The organism is Shewanella baltica (assembly GCF_900456975.1).
Classification (GTDB): Bacteria; Pseudomonadota; Gammaproteobacteria; order Enterobacterales; family Shewanellaceae; genus Shewanella; species Shewanella baltica.
The window spans coordinates 3995759-4017186 of record NZ_UGYM01000002.1; the positions used below are offsets into that span (position 1 = coordinate 3995759).

25 protein-coding genes are annotated in these 21428 nt (G+C 45.2%); 10 read left to right on the forward strand and 15 right to left on the reverse strand.

Annotated features, from left to right (window positions below; translation table 11 throughout):
- The first annotated feature begins 11 nt into the window (after positions 1-11).
- Genes DYH48_RS17860 through DYH48_RS17885 form a run of 6 tightly spaced genes read left to right on the forward strand, consistent with a single transcriptional unit; the run spans position 12 to position 2977 of the window.
- Positions 12-305, forward strand: coding sequence for a hypothetical protein (locus DYH48_RS17860; RefSeq protein WP_012197511.1), 294 nt, complete (start codon positions 12-14; stop codon positions 303-305).
- Positions 306-584 (forward strand): hypothetical protein, encoded by a 279-nt coding sequence (locus DYH48_RS17865; protein ID WP_115334406.1) that lies wholly within the window; start codon positions 306-308, stop codon positions 582-584.
- Positions 581-820, forward strand: coding sequence for a hypothetical protein (locus DYH48_RS17870; RefSeq protein WP_115335523.1), 240 nt, complete (start codon positions 581-583; stop codon positions 818-820). The genes DYH48_RS17865 and DYH48_RS17870 overlap by 4 nt, the downstream gene beginning before the upstream one ends.
- On the forward strand, positions 808-2358 hold the full coding sequence (locus DYH48_RS17875; RefSeq protein ID WP_115335524.1) for a DNA cytosine methyltransferase: 1551 nt from the start codon (positions 808-810) through the stop codon (positions 2356-2358). Before DYH48_RS17870 ends, DYH48_RS17875 begins: the two co-directional genes overlap by 13 nt.
- Positions 2359-2366: 8 nt before the next feature.
- Positions 2367-2687 carry a hypothetical protein gene (locus tag DYH48_RS17880; protein ID WP_115335525.1) on the forward strand — a complete coding sequence of 107 codons (321 nt, stop codon included), beginning with the start codon at positions 2367-2369 and terminating at the stop codon, positions 2685-2687.
- The gene (locus DYH48_RS17885; protein ID WP_012196656.1) at positions 2684-2977 is read left to right on the forward strand and encodes a hypothetical protein; all 294 of its coding nucleotides are present in this window, start codon (positions 2684-2686) and stop codon (positions 2975-2977) included. The genes DYH48_RS17880 and DYH48_RS17885 overlap by 4 nt, the downstream gene beginning before the upstream one ends.
- A 65-nt stretch (positions 2978-3042) precedes the next feature.
- Here DYH48_RS17885 and DYH48_RS23750 read toward each other — a convergent pair whose 3' ends face one another.
- The 9 genes from DYH48_RS23750 to DYH48_RS17925 form a co-directional block, all read right to left on the reverse strand.
- Positions 3043-3216, reverse strand: a complete 174-nt coding sequence (locus DYH48_RS23750; protein ID WP_172481212.1) for a hypothetical protein — start codon at positions 3214-3216, stop codon at positions 3043-3045.
- A gap of 80 nt (positions 3217-3296) precedes the next feature.
- Positions 3297-3686: a HEPN domain-containing protein gene (locus tag DYH48_RS17890; RefSeq protein ID WP_115335526.1), complete on the reverse strand. Its 390-nt coding sequence runs from the start codon at positions 3684-3686 to the stop codon at positions 3297-3299.
- Complete coding sequence (locus tag DYH48_RS17895) at positions 3676-4485, reverse strand: hypothetical protein (RefSeq protein ID WP_115335527.1); 810 nt, start codon at positions 4483-4485, stop codon at positions 3676-3678. The genes DYH48_RS17890 and DYH48_RS17895 overlap by 11 nt, the downstream gene beginning before the upstream one ends.
- A 325-nt stretch (positions 4486-4810) precedes the next feature.
- Positions 4811-5341: a GNAT family N-acetyltransferase gene (locus DYH48_RS17900; protein WP_011847801.1), complete on the reverse strand. Its 531-nt coding sequence runs from the start codon at positions 5339-5341 to the stop codon at positions 4811-4813.
- The gene (locus DYH48_RS17905; protein WP_012586779.1) at positions 5338-5607 is read right to left on the reverse strand and encodes a type II toxin-antitoxin system TacA family antitoxin; all 270 of its coding nucleotides are present in this window, start codon (positions 5605-5607) and stop codon (positions 5338-5340) included. Before DYH48_RS17905 ends, DYH48_RS17900 begins: the two co-directional genes overlap by 4 nt.
- 188 nt (positions 5608-5795) lie before the next feature.
- Complete coding sequence (locus tag DYH48_RS17910) at positions 5796-6164, reverse strand: PM1101 family membrane protein (RefSeq protein ID WP_115335528.1); 369 nt, start codon at positions 6162-6164, stop codon at positions 5796-5798.
- 165 nt (positions 6165-6329) lie between these two features.
- Positions 6330-6815, reverse strand: coding sequence for a hypothetical protein (locus DYH48_RS17915; RefSeq protein WP_115335529.1), 486 nt, complete (start codon positions 6813-6815; stop codon positions 6330-6332).
- A 437-nt stretch (positions 6816-7252) separates the two neighbouring features.
- Positions 7253-7927 carry a Fe2+-dependent dioxygenase gene (locus DYH48_RS17920; protein WP_115335530.1) on the reverse strand — a complete coding sequence of 225 codons (675 nt, stop codon included), beginning with the start codon at positions 7925-7927 and terminating at the stop codon, positions 7253-7255.
- Between the two features lie 100 nt (positions 7928-8027).
- Complete coding sequence (locus DYH48_RS17925) at positions 8028-10220, reverse strand: TonB-dependent receptor (RefSeq protein ID WP_115335531.1); 2193 nt, start codon at positions 10218-10220, stop codon at positions 8028-8030.
- Between the two features lie 844 nt (positions 10221-11064).
- Here DYH48_RS17925 and DYH48_RS17930 point away from each other — a divergent pair.
- Positions 11065-11529 (forward strand): chemotaxis protein CheX, encoded by a 465-nt coding sequence (locus tag DYH48_RS17930; protein ID WP_006083037.1) that lies wholly within the window; start codon positions 11065-11067, stop codon positions 11527-11529.
- A 558-nt stretch (positions 11530-12087) separates the two neighbouring features.
- On the opposite strand, the gene alr is transcribed toward DYH48_RS17930, so the two are convergent.
- Both alr and dnaB read right to left on the reverse strand, forming a co-directional pair.
- Positions 12088-13164 carry an alanine racemase gene (alr, locus tag DYH48_RS17935; protein ID WP_115335532.1) on the reverse strand — a complete coding sequence of 359 codons (1077 nt, stop codon included), beginning with the start codon at positions 13162-13164 and terminating at the stop codon, positions 12088-12090.
- A 103-nt stretch (positions 13165-13267) separates the two neighbouring features.
- The gene (dnaB, locus tag DYH48_RS17940; protein ID WP_006083039.1) at positions 13268-14674 is read right to left on the reverse strand and encodes a replicative DNA helicase; all 1407 of its coding nucleotides are present in this window, start codon (positions 14672-14674) and stop codon (positions 13268-13270) included.
- Between the two features lie 125 nt (positions 14675-14799).
- On the opposite strand from dnaB, the gene DYH48_RS17945 reads away from it, so the two are divergent.
- On the forward strand, positions 14800-16998 hold the full coding sequence (locus tag DYH48_RS17945) for a S46 family peptidase (protein WP_115335533.1): 2199 nt from the start codon (positions 14800-14802) through the stop codon (positions 16996-16998).
- Positions 16999-17265: 267 nt separating this feature from the next.
- Here DYH48_RS17945 and rplI read toward each other — a convergent pair whose 3' ends face one another.
- From rplI to rpsF, 4 genes are read right to left on the reverse strand one after another with little or no spacing between them, the layout of a single operon-like run.
- A complete protein-coding gene (rplI, locus tag DYH48_RS17950) occupies positions 17266-17718 on the reverse strand; it encodes a 50S ribosomal protein L9 (RefSeq protein WP_006086059.1) in 453 nt (150 codons plus the stop codon).
- A gap of 36 nt (positions 17719-17754) precedes the next feature.
- The gene (rpsR, locus tag DYH48_RS17955; RefSeq protein WP_006083042.1) at positions 17755-17982 is read right to left on the reverse strand and encodes a 30S ribosomal protein S18; all 228 of its coding nucleotides are present in this window, start codon (positions 17980-17982) and stop codon (positions 17755-17757) included.
- Between the two features lie 12 nt (positions 17983-17994).
- Positions 17995-18300 carry a primosomal replication protein N gene (priB, locus tag DYH48_RS17960; protein WP_006083043.1) on the reverse strand — a complete coding sequence of 102 codons (306 nt, stop codon included), beginning with the start codon at positions 18298-18300 and terminating at the stop codon, positions 17995-17997.
- A gap of 8 nt (positions 18301-18308) precedes the next feature.
- The gene (rpsF, locus tag DYH48_RS17965; RefSeq protein ID WP_006083044.1) at positions 18309-18704 is read right to left on the reverse strand and encodes a 30S ribosomal protein S6; all 396 of its coding nucleotides are present in this window, start codon (positions 18702-18704) and stop codon (positions 18309-18311) included.
- 213 nt (positions 18705-18917) lie between these two features.
- Between rpsF and DYH48_RS17970 the strand changes: the two genes are divergently transcribed.
- On the forward strand, positions 18918-19661 hold the full coding sequence (locus DYH48_RS17970; RefSeq protein WP_107402640.1) for a DUF481 domain-containing protein: 744 nt from the start codon (positions 18918-18920) through the stop codon (positions 19659-19661).
- A gap of 237 nt (positions 19662-19898) precedes the next feature.
- Entirely contained in the window at positions 19899-21341 is a 1443-nt protein-coding gene (locus tag DYH48_RS17975) for an MFS transporter (RefSeq protein WP_115335534.1), read from the forward strand.
- Positions 21342-21428 lie beyond the last annotated feature (87 nt).

Here is a 21428-nt window from a genome sequence, read left to right on the forward strand (position 1 = left end):
AGGAATAGCGTATGAACCATTTACTCCCAGGCTTTGAATCACAAGAGCGTGTTGCGTTATTGCTATCGCTCACCCGCATTAGTTCGCCCGAGGTGATTGCCGCGTTAACGCTGCATTACACCAGCGCCCTGCCCGCCGAACGCGCGGCGGCTCGCCACGGTATTGAGCTATCAAACTTTATGCGCGGGCAAAAGAAGTTAGAACAAATCGCCGCCACGGTCGAGGCCATTAAAGCCATCGACTGGGCCAAGCTGCAATCAAAACCTTTGCAATCAAACCCTTTGCAACCGAAGCAGGTAGCCTAAATGACTCAATCAGCGGCGTTTCGCCATCTGTTAAATCATTACCGCAGCCATAAGTTAAGCCTGTTACTCAAGGCCAAAACGGGCGACAGCATCAAAATCGCGCTAGCACTCGGCGCGTTAGATTGTCTGTACTGGCAAGCATTGGGCAACGGTTTAACCAACTTAGCCAAGGGCATTAGCCGCACCATAGTGTATTCGTACCGATATCACCCAATGCGTCTGCCCTGCCACCAACCTGTCAGCCAAGCAAGCGACAACCAAAATAAGGAGGCGGCATGAATAAGTTCAGCACTAAAGCGGGCGTGGTCACGTTATCTAAGCCCTACTCCACCTTGATGTGCGATCAGCAACAAATCGAAGTGAAGTACACGCCAAACAACTATCAAGGCTGGGGCATTTGTAAGTCTTTTAACGCCATCGAGTGCAGCGACTTCGGCCAAGCCGACGCCGAAGTATTCGCACTCAACGCAGAATCAAAACTCAGGATAAAAGGAGAAGCAGCATGCGAGGCTTAATCGTTGATAATTTTGCAGGTGGTGGCGGTGCAAGTACGGGCATAGCGTGGGCGATTGGTCGCAGTGTGGATATCGCTATTAACCACGACCCTGACGCCATTGCGATGCATTCAGCAAATCACCCAGAGACGTTGCACTATTGCGAGTCGGTATTTGATATCGATCCCGTGCAAGCGACGGCAGGTAAGCCGGTTGATTTAGCTTGGTTCTCACCCGACTGTAAACATTTCAGCAAAGCCAAAGGCAGCAAGCCCGTGAGTAAAGAGATCCGCGGCTTAGCTTGGGTGACGGTTCGCTGGGCGATGATGGTTCGGCCGCGCGTGTTGATGCTTGAGAATGTTGAAGAATTTAAAACGTGGGGGCCAGTTATCGAATGCCCAGTCACGGAGGCGATGCGCCCCTGCCCTGAGCGCAAAGGCGAAACCTTTAACGCCTTTGTCAGTATGTTGAGCACTGGCATAGATGCAGATCACCCCGCACTTGCTGAGTGCGTCGAAACATTAGGCTTACTCGATACAGCTAAACTGATGAAAGGGCTGGGTTATAAGGTGGAGTGGCGCGAACTACGTGCCTGTGACTTCGGCGCCCCGACCATTCGCAAACGCCTATTTATGATCGCCCGTTGTGATGGCCAGCCCATCGTTTGGCCTGAGCCGACCCACGGCGCACCCAATAGCGAAGCGGTTAAATCGGGCAAGCTGCAACCTTGGCGAACGGCTGCTGAATGCATCGACTGGTCACTGCCCTGCAAATCCATCTTCGGCCGTAAAAAGCCGTTGGCAGAAAACACCATGAAGCGCATTGCTAAAGGGATTCAAAAGTTTGTGTTTGATGCCAAGGAGCCGTTTATCGTTCCGCAAAATGTCACGTTAGCCCCTTTTATTACTGAGCACGCGAATGCCAGTAATCAGCGCAATATGCCCGTTGATGAACCCTTGCGCACGATATGCGCCGAGGTAAAAGGCGGTCACTTTGCGGTGGTGCAACCGGTACTAGCGGCAGCCAATATCTGCAAGCATTACGGCGGCAATTACTCGGGACCAGGTGACGATCTAAAAAATCCCTTACCGACTGTGACAACGGTTGATCACAACGCGCTGATCACCAGCCACATGATTAAATTGCGTGGTACTAACCTCGGCTTTGCAATGGACGAGCCCGCACACACGATCACCGCTGGCGGCTTACACCTCGGCGAAGTGCGCGCGTTCTTCATCAAATACTACGGCAACGAGCAAGACGGCGTGGCATGTAACGAACCATTGCACACCATCACCACCAATGACCGCTTTGGCCTAGTGATGATCAAGGGTGAGCCCTATCAAATCATCGATATCGGTATGCGTATGCTCGAACCCCATGAGCTGTTCGCCTGCCAAGGTTTTAACCCTGAATACATTATCAGTAACTACAACGGCAAATCGACTAAAAAGCAGCAAGTCGCCCGAGTGGGCAACAGCGTTCCGCCCCCGTTTGCCGAAGCACTTACCCGCGCAAATCTCCCAGAGCTTTGCATACACACCGCCGAAGCGGCATAGGAGTTTTTATGAACCCGATACAAGCAGCAACTGTAGAACGTGAAGAAGGTTATTGGACCCATCCCGATTTGCCCGAGTGGGATGAAGGTGTGACCCGCGCAGAGTGTGAAGCATGGGCGGCACGCCAAGGCGGCGAGTTTGTGGCGATTTGGTTTGAACTCGATGCGCCTGAAGATCAGATCGAGCGCTACTTTGACGAGGGCGATAACGATATCAGCGATTGGAACCCCGTTTGCGACAAGGCCGGCTCATTCTTGCTGAGTATCCACGACACCGAAGATGGCCCCGTCGCGCTGTTCTTCGCACCTAAGGGCAAGGAAGCGGCATGAAGTTACCACAAGCGCTATCTATGGCCGCGACTCATAAACTGACAGTGTTACTACCAATTAAAATGGGATTTTTCCTTATTGTTCGAAGCACCAAAGGGCCTTACTCAAAACCATCGATCAATGCTGAATTGATGAATAAATATCAGATTAACGGTTTTGATATGTTTGAGTGCAATGTAGTAGAGGTCAATTTAAAAGGTAGGAAAGTAATCAAGGAGGTCCAAGAGAAATGGCTTCAGTGGGCGGTCACCGAGTCGGATATCAATAACCCCCATTATCTAGTGATGTGAGAGAATCTCTGAACCCCATAAATACAAAAGGCACCTAAACGGTGCCTTAATTTTAACTACTGCGATTACGCAGCTTTTGCTTTGCGACGTCCATGTATCTCAGGACCTTTGAATCTGTTCGCATCATCTAAATACTTAGGCGCAGCTTTCGATAAGCCTTTTAAAGCTAAACCTAAACGGCCATAGACTTTATCGACAGATAATGTTGCTTTCAAAGCAAAGGCTTCGCTTTGTTTCATAGCCATACTCCTCACAACGACATTACGAAAAAAAATACTAATGCAAATGTAAGAAATATCATGATGCGTGAAGCATGTCTTTAAGCTGCAGCTTTTAAAGTATCACACATTGCAATTACACGATTAGCTCGTGTAATCGCATCTTCAGCACTAGGCTTAGATATTTGGTCCGATTCGATGTCATAATCGGCTTTACATCGCATGTCTCTGGCAGATTTTAAAATATACGAGAGAGCCCTTAGTTGCCGTGAACAGTGTGGTTCGCAACTACCAGAAAATTCTAAATATTTTAAAAGACTCGCGTGGACTCCGCCATCAGAATAATGTGGAATTTCGTTTTCCAGAATAGCTAAAACAGAGTGATACATTGAATAATAGGATCTACTAATGCAATTCCTATAACCAATTTCAGAGCCTGTTGCCATGGAATCTTGTGCAGATGTTAAAAAACACTCACGACTAACTGGCATCAGTTTCCTCCTCTGCTTTCAAAACTAAGTCCTTTCCAAATATTTGAGACTTACTTAGCCTAACAAATTGGACTACAGCTGGTAACCTATCCAAATTCTTACTGATTAAATTGTCAATTAACGACATATTGACATCAAAAGCCTCATCAGATGAATATTCTTCACAATCAAGAATATAGCTAACTGATAAGTGATTGCTCTCCTTATTATGGCTAATTTTATTCCCAATAAGTTTACAACCATGCTCTTCCGCAGCCTCTAAAGCGGCTTCACTAAGCATCAAAAGCTGAGCTTTATCAATAAAATGCTCGCAAACAGTCTTCATCAAATCCATTTCTTTCGTAGCCTCTACGGTGACAGCTTTTTGATCTAACTTCTTCATTCGAGATAGTTGATCAAAAGTTCTCTCAGCAACTTCTACATCGAGAGTAAGGATATTTTCCAAGAAAATAATATTGAGAAACTCATAATCACCACAGTTAACAGAAATGGTGTTTCCATACTCATTTGCTTCTCTATATAACCCAAAGAACTGAAGTAATGAGTAATAATTTTTCTTCGTACTAAATCCAGCAAAACTACTAGCTAATGCATTCTTATAGCATGAAAGAGCTTCTTCTTTGTTACCTTGAATAGCGTGTGCAAAACCTGTTAACTCATTTTTTGAGACGAAAGAATCTACCTTCTCAACATCAAATAGAAAACGTCTGAACTCGAGGTCATTAAATTTTTGTTTATTTGTTATGTAGTTACATAATAAGTCAAAGTAACCTGACGCTTTAGAAACTGGTTGAGTCAATCAAAAACTCCCTACTCACGTTAAAATTTAAGCTGTTCAGAAGATTTTCAGCATTTGCTCTGGGCGTTGAATTATTACTTATCTACATAATTTGTGCAATTAAACTGCAAGTTTGAAAAGTGAATACTAACATTTATAAGTTTTTATAGTTCAAAATTAATAACTTGGCAAATGCTAAGTTTTGTTCACACTAGAACTTGCATCTACTCTTAAGTCCCCTGGCAAGTTGCATCAGCTAAGTTGTTATTTGCTTACCGGCGACTTTCACGCCGATTACGTAAGTGCTGCTCCTCGCACCGAAGAGCAAGAAGACTGCATGAAGCATCTAAGTAAACAACTGACCGACTGTTTTCATTGGAATAAACATTCTTACACGACCGTTGATTTCACAAAGAACCTCGAAACCATACTTAGCGTAAAATGATTCAGCTTGGCCAGTTAAACAATCAACCACAATGGCATAAGCTCGCATGTGAGCGTTTATTTCCCAAAGGTATTCTAGCGCTTTGATTAAACTAGCTTTACCTAACCCACTGCCATGAAACTCTTTATGGACAGCAAGTTGAGCAAGCAGAAAGACCGGAATGGGGTAGCGTGGTAACTTTTTACCCATGGCTTGCGGCAAGGTATCACGGCAAATTGAACTTGGTGCGATAGTATAGAAAGAGCAAATTGGATATTTTTGATTGGGTAATGGCGTAACAGCAGGTAAAACCATTGTACGGCTAATACCTGCTTGCATGTGTTTCGCTGCTTGAGTTTGGATAAAATCGTTTAACTCTGCTTCGCCACAGTCAAATGATGCTCTATCGTGTTGTGATTTATCCAATTCTTTGAAAGTCTTGGAATAACTCACTTAAACTCACCACGTTTAGTAAATGCAGCCGCTTCACGTAATGCCTTGTTCGGGGCCTTAGCCTCATCACAAGCCATTATGAATTGGTCGAATACATCAGCTTTAACAGTAATGCTTTCATGCTCAGCAATCACCTGAGTTGAATCTTCGTCCATTAAGCGAACAACGTATTCAGTTAAGCTTTTTAAACCAAGCAAAGCTGATGCTTTCTCAGCCTTAGCTTTGATCTCTTCATCCAAACGGATATCAAGTCTTGCAGTCGCCATAAAACCTCCTATCGTACGGAGTTAATCCGTAATGGATTGGAGTATAAAGTTTAAACAACCACAGCGCAACTTGTACGGACACAGTACGGATGCGATTTTTAGATTTGTGGGGGTAATGTTTGTTAAGGTATGAACAATACAGTACCGACGCGACCGAATACCAACTTAAACAATATGTTAGCCAAAAGTCACTTTTTTTTCAGAGTTACTGTACTTGAAGTTTTGTCCGTTATCTTATAGTCATTACGAAGCATTTTTAAGCCAGTGATACCTCCCATGGTAACACCTAAACTAACCATTGCTGTTGCACCGCTAAGACCAACAATACCAGCCGCAGATGCTGTTAACCCCGCTGTAATCGGGGCTCCCACACCACCAGTTCCAATCAAAGTGTATAGCCCAGCTGCGACTACAACTATAGCTGCACACCATGCCAACTGTTTGATCGCATGTATGGCGATAATCCACTTAGCTAGTTCTGGATCATCAACTTTTATTTCATCTTCACCAGAGAGAATAGCGCCCTTGAATGATTGTTTTGACTTTACTGTAACCAAGTCTTACTCCTTATCCATGTTAATTTGGCTAACGCCTTGCTAAACGGCAATAAATTGTTGGCTAAATAATTCCAAATATATTATATCAAGCTGTAGATGTATAACAGTTTGATTTAGGACAACCAAAGTCATATGGCTGACATACGACATTAAAACGAGCCAGCACTATTTTAACTCGTCTTTAAGCTGTTCTATTTGCCGATCGATAGATGAAACCAGTGTGTCGGCCTCTTGAGCTGCGGCCACCTGTTCTTGCGCTAAGCTTTGTTGCCAGGTTGCACCGGCTAGGTTGTTATTCGCATACCGCCGACTTTCACGCAGATTACGTAAGCGCTGGTCACGCGCCGCAATCACCCGCTTACGATCACCCTCAAGCCGAGTGATCTCTCGGGCAATACGTTGTTTCTCGATATAAGTACTGATTTCTTTTTTCTTATCAGAGGTAGCGTTTGAACCCACGCTTGATTGAGAAATGCTGTCACTGCTTTTAATAAAGCTACCGACGCCACTTAAATCAACTGGCTGACTGTTTTCATCACAGGGATCGGCTTGATACTTTCCATCAGCACATTTATAGACTTCAGCATTAGCCGAAAAAGTAGGACCGACCGTTAACACCAGCGCGAGTATTATTAAAGATTTTCTATCCATAGATCACCTCAATGTTTATTGAGCAATCATATCACCAGCGGGGAACCATGAAACAACTTTTTAAAATCGGTGATCCTATAGTGAACCACACTTTAAACCACCTTATATAAATCAAATGGTTAAATTAAAATCTTACCTATCCAGCATGGGCGCAATGGAAAAGGTGCGGTCGAGCGGTAGGCCATCATTAAGATTATTTTTCAACACGTTACTATCGACTCAAGTAATTAAAATTTGCCAGTAAGTTATCGCTTAGAAGGATAAAGAACCTTAATTTAAGCCGCAGATTACCAATAAACCTTAAGCTTAAAAATGGAAAAACAGTAAACGAGTTAACGTTTACTGTTTTATTGCCCCTCAGAGCTAGCGCGATTATATCCTAAACAGCCCGCTTTGGGGAGATTAAGCTGGTATTGAAGCCTGTCTCTGAGCCAAAACTATAGCTCGCTCCAACGCCTGAGCAAGTTATGGTAAATCCCCGTCAGATTAAATAACTCTTGTTCTGCAGCCTGCTGAGCTGTGAGTGTTTGAATCGATTGATCAAGTTGAAATAGTAAGCGGCGCTGACCTTCATCACGAACCATACTTTGCAGCCACATAAAGGCGGCGGTACGCTCGCCCGACAGGACTGGCGTGACCTGATGCAAGCTGCTCGATGGATACAGCACTAATGAACCCGCTGATAATTTTATGCTTTGTTGGCCGTAGGTATCTTGGATAACTAATTCTCCGCCCTGATAGTTTTCTGGTTCACTGAGAAATAAAGTCGCTGACAAATCGGTACGGATCATCCCATCAGGAGTCGAGCGGATAGCATTATCTATGTGATACCCAAAGGTTTCACCGCCTTGATATCGATTAAACAAAGGCGGATAAAACTGTAATGGTAATGCGGCAGATACAAATTGCGGGTGTGCCAACAGCCTGTCCATAATCTGCTGACCTAGCGCGACGGCTACTGGGTCGTCCTTATCTAATTGCTGATTGCGCTTACGAGTTGTCGCCATCGCGCCGGAGGTTTGATTACCGTCTATCCAGCAACGCGCATCTAACTGGTCGCGCAGTTGACTCATTTCTTTTTTTGAGAAAACATTAGGAATTTCAATCAGCATCTCAGGGTTCCATAGGGCAAAAAACACGGCATGACGTATACCGTTTATAAAACATAAAAGGCAGCCCGAGGGCTGCCGTAACATTAGCTAATGACTGACATTAAAAATGCATATCGGCACTGAGCATGACCAAACGTCCGGGCGCCATGTTAGCAAAATGCGCAGTGTAGGCTTTATCGTAATAACGCTCGTCAGTGAGGTTTTGCACATTCAAGCGCAGCGTCAGAAAGTCATTCATCTTGTAAGATGAAACCACATCAAAACGCCAGTATGAAGGAATCGATAACGTATTGCCGGTATTACCATAAACCTGCCCCATATAGTAGGCGCCAGTTCCGACATTTAACTGTTCCGTAATGTCGTAAGTGGTAAACAGGCTGATGCTGTTTTTGGCCGTATTAGGGAAACGATTACCATCGTAAGCGGCATTAAATCCGTTACTTTCTAGGCTAGCATCAAGATAGGTGTATCCACCAAATCCATGCCAATGCTCAGTGATATCACCTGAAAAACCAATTTCGAAGCCTTTCACTTTCTGCTCACCAACGTTTTCTTGCGGTGAATTGCGATCGGCATAAGTCGCAACGCGAGCGTTGTTCTTCTCGATTTGGAATACTGAACCATTAAGCGATAAGCGGCCACTGAAGAAATCCCACTTAGTACCTAGCTCGTAACTTTCAGTATCTTCAGGCTTTAAATCTTCATTGTTACTACCAAGACGATCTGAACCATCGCCATTAGATGTTCCTGGCGGATTCGAAGATGTGCCCCACGCCGCATAGATACTGCCGTTTACCGCAGGTTTATACAGCACTGATAATTGGTAGTTTAAAAAGTCATCGTCATTGGATAGTGACGAAGTCGAGTTCTGTGCAGCAGTGCGGTAATCATCCCAGCGCACGCCGCCGTTAATCATCCAAGACTCATTCAACTCTATGGTATTAAAGGCATAAACTGAGCGAGTGTCCGTTTCAGTCACAGTGGCATCAGTCCCTAGCGTCACGCTGCCGACCCAAGGGTCGTGAGGATTAGGCTTCGATAACAAAGTACAATTGTAATTAGCCAGTAGTGCATCATTACAACCCGCATTACGACCATTACCCGTATCGACCGTATAACTTAAGTTACTGGTGCGCTCGTTGCTAAATTCAGTGCCAATCGCAAAGCGGTTGGTGAATCCAGCCAGTTTAGCCTCACCCGCCAATTGTAATTGGGTCGCGAGCGTTTTAGTGACAGAGTGACGCGATTTAGTGTTACGCCATACATAACCATTGGCGACATTGCCTGTCGTGTCATCGGGGTTAGTCACAATGTAATAATTGGTATTACGGCTATACACTGAGGTCGACGTAAATTGCATGTCATTGTTAAAGTCATGGCTTATCAGCACTGAAGCTGTGTCGTCATTATTATCGCGAAAATCCCGCGACAATAAGCCATAGAAGTTATTGGAATCAACATCGGCAGGCCTACCTGTCGCTTGATCATAGGGGATCCCATAGTCAGGTATGTCATGGTTTTCAAAATGATAGTATTCCAACGTCACCTTAGTGGGTGTCGTCAAGCCAAAGGTCACTGAGGGTGCAATGCCCCAGCGATTACCAGAGACTTCATCACGACCCGGCGTATTGGCATCGTGCGCCATTAGATTCACCCGCACGGCAGCTTCATCTGCAATCACATGGTTAACGTCAAGGCTGGCGCGTTTTAAAGCATCAGTACCAATTGCCACATCCGCATTAATAAAATCTTCGGCTTGCGCTTTTTTAGTCACGATATTGATACTACCGCCAACAGCACCACGGCCGTTGTAAACAGAACTCGGCCCCTTTAGCACCTCAATTTGTTCGATGTTAAAAGTCTCACGGCTCTGGGAGCCCACATCCCGCATACCGTTAATAAACGTTGAAGATTGAGCGTCATAACCACGAATAAACGGCCTGTCACCATAGGGATTACCACCTTCACCCGTACCAAGCGTAATACCAGGTGTTGCACGCAGAGCATCAGTAAAACTTTGTGCCCCCATGTCTTTGATCAGATCTTGATTAATCACAGTGACAGTTTTAGCGCTATTGAGCAGATCATCAGTAAATTTACCGGATTGTACTTTGCGCGTGTTGTAGCCCAAATATTCGCCGTTAACCTCAATATGTTCGACTTTCTTACCAGCGACTTGTGCCTGCTCCGCTGCTATCGCAGGGGTAGCTGATATAGCCATACCTATAGTTAATGAACCTAAAACATGGGCGCCGAGTGCGACTCGGCCATTGCGGCGTTTTGCAAATTTCATTAAAAGCATTCCTGTTGCGGACTAAACCCTGTAACAGATGTCCCCCACCTGTTAATCGCCCGCTAATATAAGGAAATCACACAAACTGATCAATAACTATTATCATTTGCATTATTAATTAACATTGATTGCAGGATTGTTCACCCAGCAATGCAGGTTTACTGCTTGCAGCTGAAATTGAGAGTAGTGGGAAAAATGAGAATGTCTTGATGTTTAAAAAAAACCGGCGACGAGCTAACTACATAAAAATATTACGTTATTACGCGAGCCGAGTCAGTTTGTGCAATGACGACTGTAATGAAATTATCTACGGGGGATATTTTAATGTTGCTGTTGAGAAATCTCGTTAGCTACCAGACGATAGCGAATGGAATGGTATCGCAGAATCGCACTAACCGAGATGCCACAGAGCCGGGCAATAACCGCTCTCCCCTCAGTTGTTGAATAGATAAAAGTCGAGTTACTCCATAAAAAGGCTAAAAAACTTTGCAGCATCGGCACACATGGGCCACTATGAATGGGGCTAATAGTGTCGATATTGCATCATGTTTTGTATTTATGTAGCGTAAAACAGCGCCATTTGACGTTCAACGTCTTCCTGAGTAACACTTGTAAACTATGATGCAAAGCGATCGCAACCATAAATGGCACAGTGATATTGGGCCTTAGCCGCATATATCTCGGATAAATGATAAGAATATCTTTAAATTAGCCTCACATTTATAGCTGTCTCATCTAAGCTGATAGAGTGTGATCAAGATTGCTGTCGATAAGCAACTTTTCTAATAGCCTTAAGCAATGCCATTACTTCATGGTTTAGGCTCAAAAGAGGACAAACTTAGGCATGAACGTTAATTTTATTAATCCTTTCCTCCAATCTCTGCTCAATGTCATTTCGACTATGGCGAGCATGGATTTGACGCCGGGCAAACCTCAAATCAAATCAGATAACTTAGCGAAGGGGGATGTGTCTGGACTCATTGGGCTCGTTGGCCCCCAAACAAAAGGATCACTATCGATTACCTTCGAACAAAAGCTGGTTTTGCAGATAATGCAGAATATGCTGGGCGAAAACCCGGGTAAAATTAACGAGGAAGTGACTGACCTAGTGGGTGAAATCACCAACATGGTGACTGGAGGCGCAAAAAATCTATTGGGTCAGAAAGGCTATGAGTTTGAAATGGCCACCCCTATGGTCGTGTCAGGAAAAGGCCATACCATTTCCCATAAAGCCAATGGCACTAAGATTATCATGCCTTTTACCAGCCCACATGGGACAGCTTATATCGAAATATGCTTTGAAAACTAAAAGCTTAAAATGTACCAAGCCAACATTGCTCAAATTACATTAACGCTCCTGTCGCTCTGGATCTTATGTTTCATTTGCTTATTTAAAGCTATATAACAAAGATCAGAACGGCTGGATTACCAGCACCTGAACATGTTTTGACCGTTCTTTTTACTGCCTCATTAGTGTCTAATTACCACTTCAATTCGCGCGGCTCTACCCGTAAACATATCGAGTCACCCAGCCTGCACATCAAATCAGTACTTAACTGCAATGCGCTTATCTAAGCCCTACTCGCTCAGCACACATCACACTGCAAAAATTAGCAAACTTTAACGCTTTTATTCGGAGCAATGAGACGATGCAAATATAGTGCTGATGATTCACCACGAGACTTCATCTTATACTTTCTACAAATAAAAAACGGTGTTTAACACACCGTTTTATGATTCTGCATCTTAACTCGCTCAAGCTAACGAGGTTCATTTCATCAGGCTAGTCTCATGAGACTATGCCCACGAGATTAAGCCCATGAGAGTAAACTCACGAGATGAAGTTCATGAGATGAAGTTCATGAGGTTAAGCTAGACAAACCGCAACCCTTGGAGTGAGCTTAGTCACTAATTCGTAAGCGATAGTACCGATATGTTCAGCGACTTCTTCTACGGGTAATGCCTTACCCCACAGCAAAGCACTGTCGCCCACCTTATCCTGTGCATCTTGGCCTAAGTCGACAGTCAACATGTCCATAGAGACACGACCTACTATGGGCACGCGACGACCATTGACCCACACAGGTGTACCTTCCGGTGCATTACGGGGATAACCATCACCATAACCAATTGCGACAACACCCAAACGGGTATCTTGCTTCGCGGTCCAGAAACAACCATAACCCACTGGCTGATTGGCTTTATGATCCCGCACCGCAATCAACTGTGATACCAGTTCCATCGCAGGTACTAGTCCGTGATTCGCACCGCAATCTCCCGTGACAGGTGACACACCATAGAGGGCGATTCCCGGACGGATCCAATCGCCTTGGCTTTGCGGCCAATACAAAGCACCGGCGGAATTGGCTAAGGTTCTAAATCCGGGCAAGCCAGCTGTTAAGCTATTAAAAGCCGCCATCTGCACTGAGGTATAAGTGTTATCTGGCTCATCTGCACAGGCAAAATGCGTCATCAAATGAATCGGTTTTGCCACATTGGGACAGGCCATTAATCGATCGTAAACCGCTGAGAATTGCTCGGGCGTAAAGCCTAAGCGATGCATGCCTGAATCCACTTTCAGCCATACAGTGACAGGTTTAGACAACACAGTTTGCTCTAACATCTCAAGCTGAGAGCTATGATGCACCACAGTGTCGATATCATGCCCGACGAGTAATGGGAGATCGGTGGCGCGGAAAAAACCTTCCAGCAATAACAACCGCGCTGTCACGCCGCCCGCTCGTAATTCTAAGGCTTCATCCAATCGCGCTAAGCCAAAACCATCGGCACTGACTAAACAATGGGCGACATTTAATAATCCATGACCATAACCGTTCGCTTTAACGACGGCCATTACGCGACTCGCTGGTGCTTGTTGACGCAACGCAGCGAGATTGGTTTGCAGTGCACTACTGCTAATTTCTGCACGGGGAAAAGGGTTCAAAATTTACCTTGCTCACTCAGGAAATAAAAAGTCACGGATATAAAAAATACATCAGCACAGCACGTCTTCTGCATACGCAAATTTACTATTTTCAAACATGAATTTAGTCTTCTTCAAACTGAGGTCCGGCATAATTATCGAAGCGCGAAAACTGCCCTTGGAAGGTGAGTCGCACCCGACCAATCGGGCCGTTACGTTGCTTACCAATAATGATTTCGGCCGTACCTTTATCTTGAGAATCGTTGTTATACACTTCATCGCGATAAATAAACATGATGAGATCCGCATCCTGCTCGATAGCGCCCGATTCACGCAAATCCGAGTTTACCGGGCGTTTATCGGCCCTTTGCTCAAGCGAGCGGTTAAGCTGCGACAGGGCAATAATCGGGATTTCTAGCTCTTTGGCTAACGCCTTTAGGGAGCGTGAAATCTCAGAAATCTCTAAGGTACGGTTATCTTTCAAAGCGGGCACCTGCATTAACTGCAGGTAATCTATCATGATCATAGATAAACCACCGTACTCACGGGCGATACGACGCGCGCGGCTACGAACTTCGGTCGGCGTTAATCCCGAACCATCATCGATATACATTTTGCCTTGCTCGAGCATGATGCCCATGGTCGATGAAACCCGCGCCCAATCCTCGTCATCGAGCTGACCGGTACGAATTTTGGTTTGATCGACGCGGCCCAAGGAGGCCAACATACGCATCATAATCTGTTCTGACGGCATCTCGAGACTAAAGATAAGCACCGGCTTGTCTTCATTCATCGCGGCTTGTTCGCACAAGTTCATCGCGAAGGTGGTTTTACCCATAGAAGGACGCGCAGCAACGATAATCAAGTCACCGGACTGGAAGCCAGCTGTCATTTTATCCAGATCGTTAAAGCCGCTCGAAACCCCAGTCACACCGTTATGGGGGTTATTATAAAGCTGCTCAATCTTATCAACGGTCTTTTCCAGAATGGTTTTAATGCCTTCAGGACCTTCATTGGAATTGGTGCGCATCTCAGCGATCTTAAAGACTTTACTCTCAGCAAGGTCGAGTAATTCACTCGAATCGCGACCTTCTGGGTTATAACCCGCATCGGCAATTTCATGTGCTACGCGGATCATGTCACGCACTACAGCGCGTTCACGGACGATTTCGGCGTATGATAAAATGTTACCCGCACTTGGGGTATTTTTCGCAATCTCACCTAAATAGGCAAAACCGCCGGCATCTTCTAATTGATTTTCAACTTCGAGCTGTTCAGAAACCGTGATCAAATCGATCGGTTGCCCCAGATCGACCAATCTGTGCATGGCAGAGAAGATCATCTTGTGTGAGCGGGAGTAAAAGTCATCTTTTACGACGGCCTCAGCGACCCTGTCCCACGCTTCGGCATCTAACATCAAGCCGCCTAATACCGATTGTTCAGCCTCAATTGAATGTGGTGGCAGCTTGAGTCCATCAAGCTGCAAATCTCTTGGCTTACTTTTAGGCTTAAAAGCACCTTGTTGTGACATTAACGCTCCCGATTTCCAACAACTTAACAAAATATGATATAAAACCCGCGTCAAGCAAACAGGATGTTTACACTCGCCTGTTATCTCATTCCAACGGACACTCTAATAATCAATAAGGAAAGAACATGCGTATTGCATTGGTTGCGGCCTTAGTAATGACATCCGGCATAGCAACTGCCGACGAAGGACAATGGCAACCTTATCAAATGCCTTCTATTGCAGACAAACTCAGTGAACGCGGAATCGATATTCCTGCAGAAAAACTGGCCGATCTTACAAGTTATCCAATGAACGCCGTTGTAGGGCTGGGCTATTGTACCGCCAGTTTTGTCTCCCCCCAAGGGCTAGTTGTGACAAACCACCATTGTGCCTTCAAGGCGATACAATATAACACTAAGAAAGAACATAACTATCTCGAACAAGGCTTTTTAGCGACATCAATGGACAAGGAACCCTCTGCCGGTCCTAACGAACGTTTATACATCACAGAGGCAGTAACCGATGTCACCGCCCAAATCAATCAAGGCCTAAGCCAAGATCCGCTGAGCCGTTACGAAGACATTCAAAATCACAGCAAAGAATTGATCAAAAGCTGTGAAGCAGATGCTAACTATCGCTGTAATGTCCGCAGTTTCCATAACGGCCTAGAATATTACTTAATCAAGCAATTGATGATCCGCGATGTACGCTTAGTGTATGCACCACCGGAAAGTGTCGGTGCCTACGGCGGCGACATCGATAACTATGAATATCCACGCCACTCGGGTGATTTTGCCTTTTTACGGGCTTATGTAGGTAAAGATGGTCAACCCGCTGCATATAGCGACGATAACATCCCTTACAAGCCAAAGAGTTACCTTAAAATTAACGCCGATGGCGTAAAGGCCGGTGACGGCGTGTTTGTCGCAGGTTATCCGGGCTCAACCAGTCGCTATAACCTTACTAGTGAACTTAAGTTTGCCAGTGACTGGCTGTATCCCACCCAAGCAAAACGCTATCAATTACAGATTGATACTATCGAAGCTATGGGGCAAAAAGATGCCGATATCGCCATTAAGTACGCTGGCAATATGGCTTCAATGGCCAACCGAATGAAGAAACTCAATGGCCTGCTAGCGGGTTTTAAAGCCACGGATATCGTGGGCATTAAACAAAACCGTGAGGATAATTTTTTAGCTTGGCTTAAAAAAAATCCTAAGCTAAATCAAAACCTCATCGCTGAGTTAGAAGTGCTACTTGCAGAGCAACAACAGGCGTTTCAAAGTAATTACTACTTTACCAATGCCCAATCGAGCACCCTGCTAACCGCAGCAAACAGCTTGTATCGTCTTGCGAAAGAAAAACAAAAGCCTGATGCCGAACGTGAACAAGGCTATCAAGAGCGTGATATGGCTATGCTGAGTTCACGCCTTAAACGCATCGATTCAAGTTTCGATGTCAAAGTCGATAAGACATTGTGGCTACAGGATTTAAATGCTTACCTAGGCCAATCGAATCGCGTGGCGGCGCTCGATCAAATGTTAAGTGTAACCAGTAAAGACGTAGATCTCGCAGCTAAACTCGATGGTTTGTATTCACTCACTACGCTCACAGATCAAGCCCAACGTCTGGCGTGGATGAATGCCGATATTAACGCCTTCGAAACCAGTGCCGATCCCTTTATTCGTTTAGCCGTAGCACTTTACGACACTAATATGGCGCAGGAAAAAACGGAAAAAATCTTAGACGGTAAGTTATCCACTGCTCGCCCAGACTATATGGCCGCAGTGATCGAATACTATAAAGCCAACAACTGGCCAGTCTACCCTGACGCCAACGGTACGCTGCGTATCAGCTACGGTATGGTCGATGGTTATCAATCACGTGATGCACTCTACAAACAGCCGTTTACTCGTCTAGATGGCATAGTCGCGAAACACACAGGCGTAGAGCCCTACAATGCACCGAAAAAGCTCCTCGATGCGATTGCCGAGCAGCGTTTCGGCAATCATTTAGTGAAGTCAGTTTATCAAGATCCCCGCGGCTGGATCTGCAGACTCTTCTCTTGCTTAGACAAACCCGAAGAATTTAACTCAGTACCGGTTAACTTCTTATCGAGCGTTGACACCACAGGCGGCAACTCCGGCTCACCAGTCTTCAACGGTAAAGGTGAGTTAGTGGGTCTTAACTTCGACTCCACCTATGAAGCCATCACTAAAGATTGGTTCTTCAACCCAACCATCACCCGCGCAGTACACGTGGATATCCGCTATATCCTGTGGATGATGGACGAAGTCGACCATGCAGATAACCTAATCCAAGAACTGGATTTAGTCAGAAATTAATACCTTGAGCTAAATCCGTTGCTCTAAACCAAAAGCCGCTCACTGTTATGCAGTAAGCGGCTTTTATTTGGGCTCGTATTTTAGCAGCGAATACACTTTGGGATGATGAGATTGAATGAGTAGGCGTATATCACCTAGCAATTATACCAATCGTATTAAATCCATCGCAGAGCCGATATCCAAACCTAAATACACTCAAATCCTAAATTTCAGCCATAAAAAAACACCGCCGAGGCGGTGTCTTTTTATATTTAAAGCGAGTCGTAATTAAGCTTCTGCAACCACAGATACTTTAACAACAGCTTTAACTTCAGTGTGTAACTGAACTTCAACTTCGAAGTCGCCAGTAGTACGCAGAGCGCCTAATGGTAAACGAACTTCTGATTTAGCCAGCTCAACACCAGCAGCAGTCACTGCATCAGCGATGTCACGGTTGCCAACTGAACCAAACAGTTTGCCTTCATCACCAGCTTTAGAAGCGATTACAACAGCTTCCAGTGCAGTGATTTTCTCAGCACGTAGGTTAGCAGCAGCTAATTCAGCAGCTAATTTAGCTTCTAATTCAGCGCGACGAGCTTCAAATACTTTAACGTTGCTTTCGTTAGCAACAACAGCTTTACCTTGTGGCAAAAGGAAGTTACGTGCGTAACCAGCCTTAACTGATACTTGGTCACCCAAGTTGCCTAGGTTAGCGATTTTATCAAGCAGAATAACGTTCATTATCAAATCCTCTATATTCGATTAGGAATACTGCAATTACTGATGTAAATCAGTATATGGCAGTAGAGAAAGATAACGAGCACGCTTGATAGCGCGAGCTAGTTGGCGCTGATATTTAGCACTAGTACCAGTGATACGGCTAGGAACAATCTTGCCGCTTTCAGTGATGTAGTTCTTTAAAGTAACGATATCTTTGTAATCAATTTCTGCAACACCTTCAGCGGTGAAACGGCAGAACTTGCGACGACGGAAATAACGTGCCATGTTGACAGTCTCCTAAGTTTTCAATTCGACATTTTCGGCATGGATAACTAAGCGGTTTTGACCATTGCGCCCCTGTTGAAGCGTCATAAAGCCTTGCACTTGTACTTCCACACCTGCTTTCAGATCTTCTGCGACGCTTTCAAAGCGTGGGCCACTCAAAATGACTTGAATTTGTACGTAGACGTTGCGGAGCATATCTGCTTCATAACGCTGCGATTTGTGTTCCAACATTATCACACTGTGTGCAATACCTGCTGGGCTTTTAAAGCGTCTTGAACGAGTTATCGTTCCTGACAACACCAAGTTATTGGTGGTCACAGATTACCTTACTCAGCGATTTCTTCAGCGTGAGCTTCATCGTATGAGCGTTCGCCAGCTGGGCCACGACGTGAATCGCGCTCATCTCTAGCTTTAGCCATTGGAGATGCTTCAGTAACGGCAACTTTAGTACGCATTACCATGTTACGCAGAACTGCGTCGTTGAAACGGAAAGCTGTTTCTAGCTCTTCAATCGTCTCTGCTTTAGCTTCAACGTTCATCAGAACGTAGTGAGCTTTATGCAGATCAAGGATTGGGTAAGCCAGTTGACGACGGCCCCAATCTTCTAAACGGTGGATTGTGCCGTTAGCTTCGGTGATAACACCTGTGTAACGCTCAATCATACCTGGTACTTGTTCACTTTGATCTGGGTGAACCATAAATACGATTTCGTAATGACGCATTTATTGCTCCTTACGGTTATGTAGCCTCGGTATTGGCTCAGTCAAACCAAATGGAGGCAAGGAACGAAAAATAGTGACTGATTTGAGCGCGAGATAGTACAGAAAGCAAGCCAGAAACTCAAGCAATAACTTTGCCTCGCCAATCAATACAGGTATGATGGCGCTTCATCTATATTCGGACGTCTGACATCAGCTAACCAAGAATAAAACATAATGCTAAAAGTTATTGCGCCAATCTTTTTATTTTCCCTTTCATTTCCTGCGCTTGCGCTTGTTCCACCTGATTATCAGGAACCGCCCAGCGATTTTACCGCAGAAATCGAAGCGGGTTTGCAACTGAATACAGGCAATACCGAATCCAGCAGTTTTAACGGTCGAACCCAACTGATTTACGACACTAAGCAAACCAAGCAAGAAGCCACGCTCAAAGCCTACTTTGCCTCAGAAAAAAGCAAAACGACTTCCGAAAAATACGAACTACAACTCCAGTCGAACTATAAACTCACTAAGGGTTATATCTTCGGACGCGGTGATTTCACTTGGGATCAATTCGGTAGTTACACGCAAATATCAACTATTTCGAGTGGTTACGGTTTTAATGCCATCAGTAGCTACAAGACCAAACTCAGTCTCGAAGTCGGCCCCGGTTATCGATATAACTTACCGGCCGAATCTGTCGATATTCCCAATCCTGATGCTGAGAAAGATATCATTTTGCGTACCGCTGCAAAGTTTTCTCAAAAACTGCAGGAATACAGCAGTCTCAATGCCGATTTAACTGCGGAAATGGGCGAGAACAACAACACCCTTACCTTAGACATGAACTACAAAAATCTGGTGTTCCAAGATTGGGCTTTTAAAATCGGCATGAACATCAAATACACTGAAGTGGTACCAGAGGGTAGCCAACAGACAGATACCATCACCACCTTTAACCTGCTTTATACCTTTAGATAACCACTTTTAGATAGTCCGAAGCAATACAAGAACACGACGCCAATGTCATCTTCGGCTGGCGTCAATGTTAAAGTTCCTCCGCCCCCTCTCAAGTCACTTCGACATAATCTAAGGATTTTTTGAGCAGAAATGCGCAATTAATCAAGATTTACCAACAATTTGCAACACAACATAAACACCAACCCCTGATATACTCACGGTTTATTATCAATCTTGTTTGTGTTTTCGGAGTTGTATATGACTAATCCGCTGCGCACTTTCGCCTCTTTATATAGCACCACCTTGTTAATGGTACTGGCCGGCGGTTTGCTCACAACTTACCTTGGGCTCAGGCTCTCGGTGATGAACGTGCCACAAATATGGATAGGTGGCATGATGTCAGCCTATTATGTTGGCCTTGTGGCGGGCTCTAAGATTGGTCATAGACTTATCGCCCAAGTGGGCCATATCCGCGCCTTCGTTGCCAGTGCAGGCATAGTCGCCGCATCTGCATTGGGTCATGCACTCGTGGATGAGCTAGCAGTTTGGCTGCTCCTCAGGCTCGTTGTCGGCATGGGCATGATGTGCCAATACATGGTGCTCGAAAGTTGGCTTAACGAACAAGCCGAAAGTAACCAAAGGGGCACAGTGTTTGCGAGTTATATGATCGTATCTTACTTCGGCTTGATCTTGGGCCAAGGCGCGATCAGTATCTTCCCCGAATTAGGCCTTGAGCCGTTACTGCTGATCGCGATTTGTTTCTCACTCTGTATCGTACCGATTTCACTCACGCGTCGTCTTCACCCTGCGCCTTTGGTCCCAGCTCCACTTAAAATTGCCCATTACTGGAAAAAAGCGCCGCAGGCACTCACAACCATCGCAATTGGTAGCATGATAGTGGGTTCGTTTTATGGTCTCGCGCCCGCCTATGCTAGTAACTTAGGTTTGCCGCCTGAAAAAGTCGCCACTTATATGACTGCAACAATTTTAGCAGGATTACTGGCACAATGGCCGATGGGGAAACTGTCCGACATTATGTCCCGCAGTCGCCTTATTCGTATCAACTGTATATTGCTTGGCATCTTAGCCTTAGCCATCGCCTTAACGCCCTATCATCCAGTGATTTCGCTGGTGATGACCTTCCTGTTTGGTATTTTAGGTTTCACCTTCTATCCACTTGCTACGGCACTGGCTAACTCACGAGTCGAACAGAATGAGCGGGTCGGTTTATCTGCCACCATCTTATTAACCTTCGGCTTAGGGGCCAGTATCGGCCCACTTATCGCCTCAACGTTGATGCAATGGCTTGGCAACAGCATGTTATATGGCTTTATGTCTGCCTGTACCTTCATCCTGTTTGTGCGGCTACGTTACGTGCATTCACAGCAAAAAGTCGAAACCAATGTCACCCAAGACTACATAATGGCGACGGGCGACCTAGTCTCTTCACCACTGGCGGCGGCGCTTGACCCTAGGGTTGATGTTGAATCGATTCAAGAACATATGACGCCGAGCGCCAACTTAGATGAATCTGAGCATGATTTAGGGGCTGATGGCGTCGATGACGATATTATCGACGAAAATGACAGTGATGAGGAGCAACTCGCCTTCAGTTTCGATATCGAACAAGCAGAGCCAGAAGCCGTTCAAACGGATGAAGCCGATAGCCATCAGGTTAACCTAGACAAAGCACTGACATAAAAAGGCCAACAAAAAAGACCGATTAACTGTTTAAAGTTAATCGGTCTTTTTATTACTGCAAGTGCTAACTACAACAAATAGTTACTG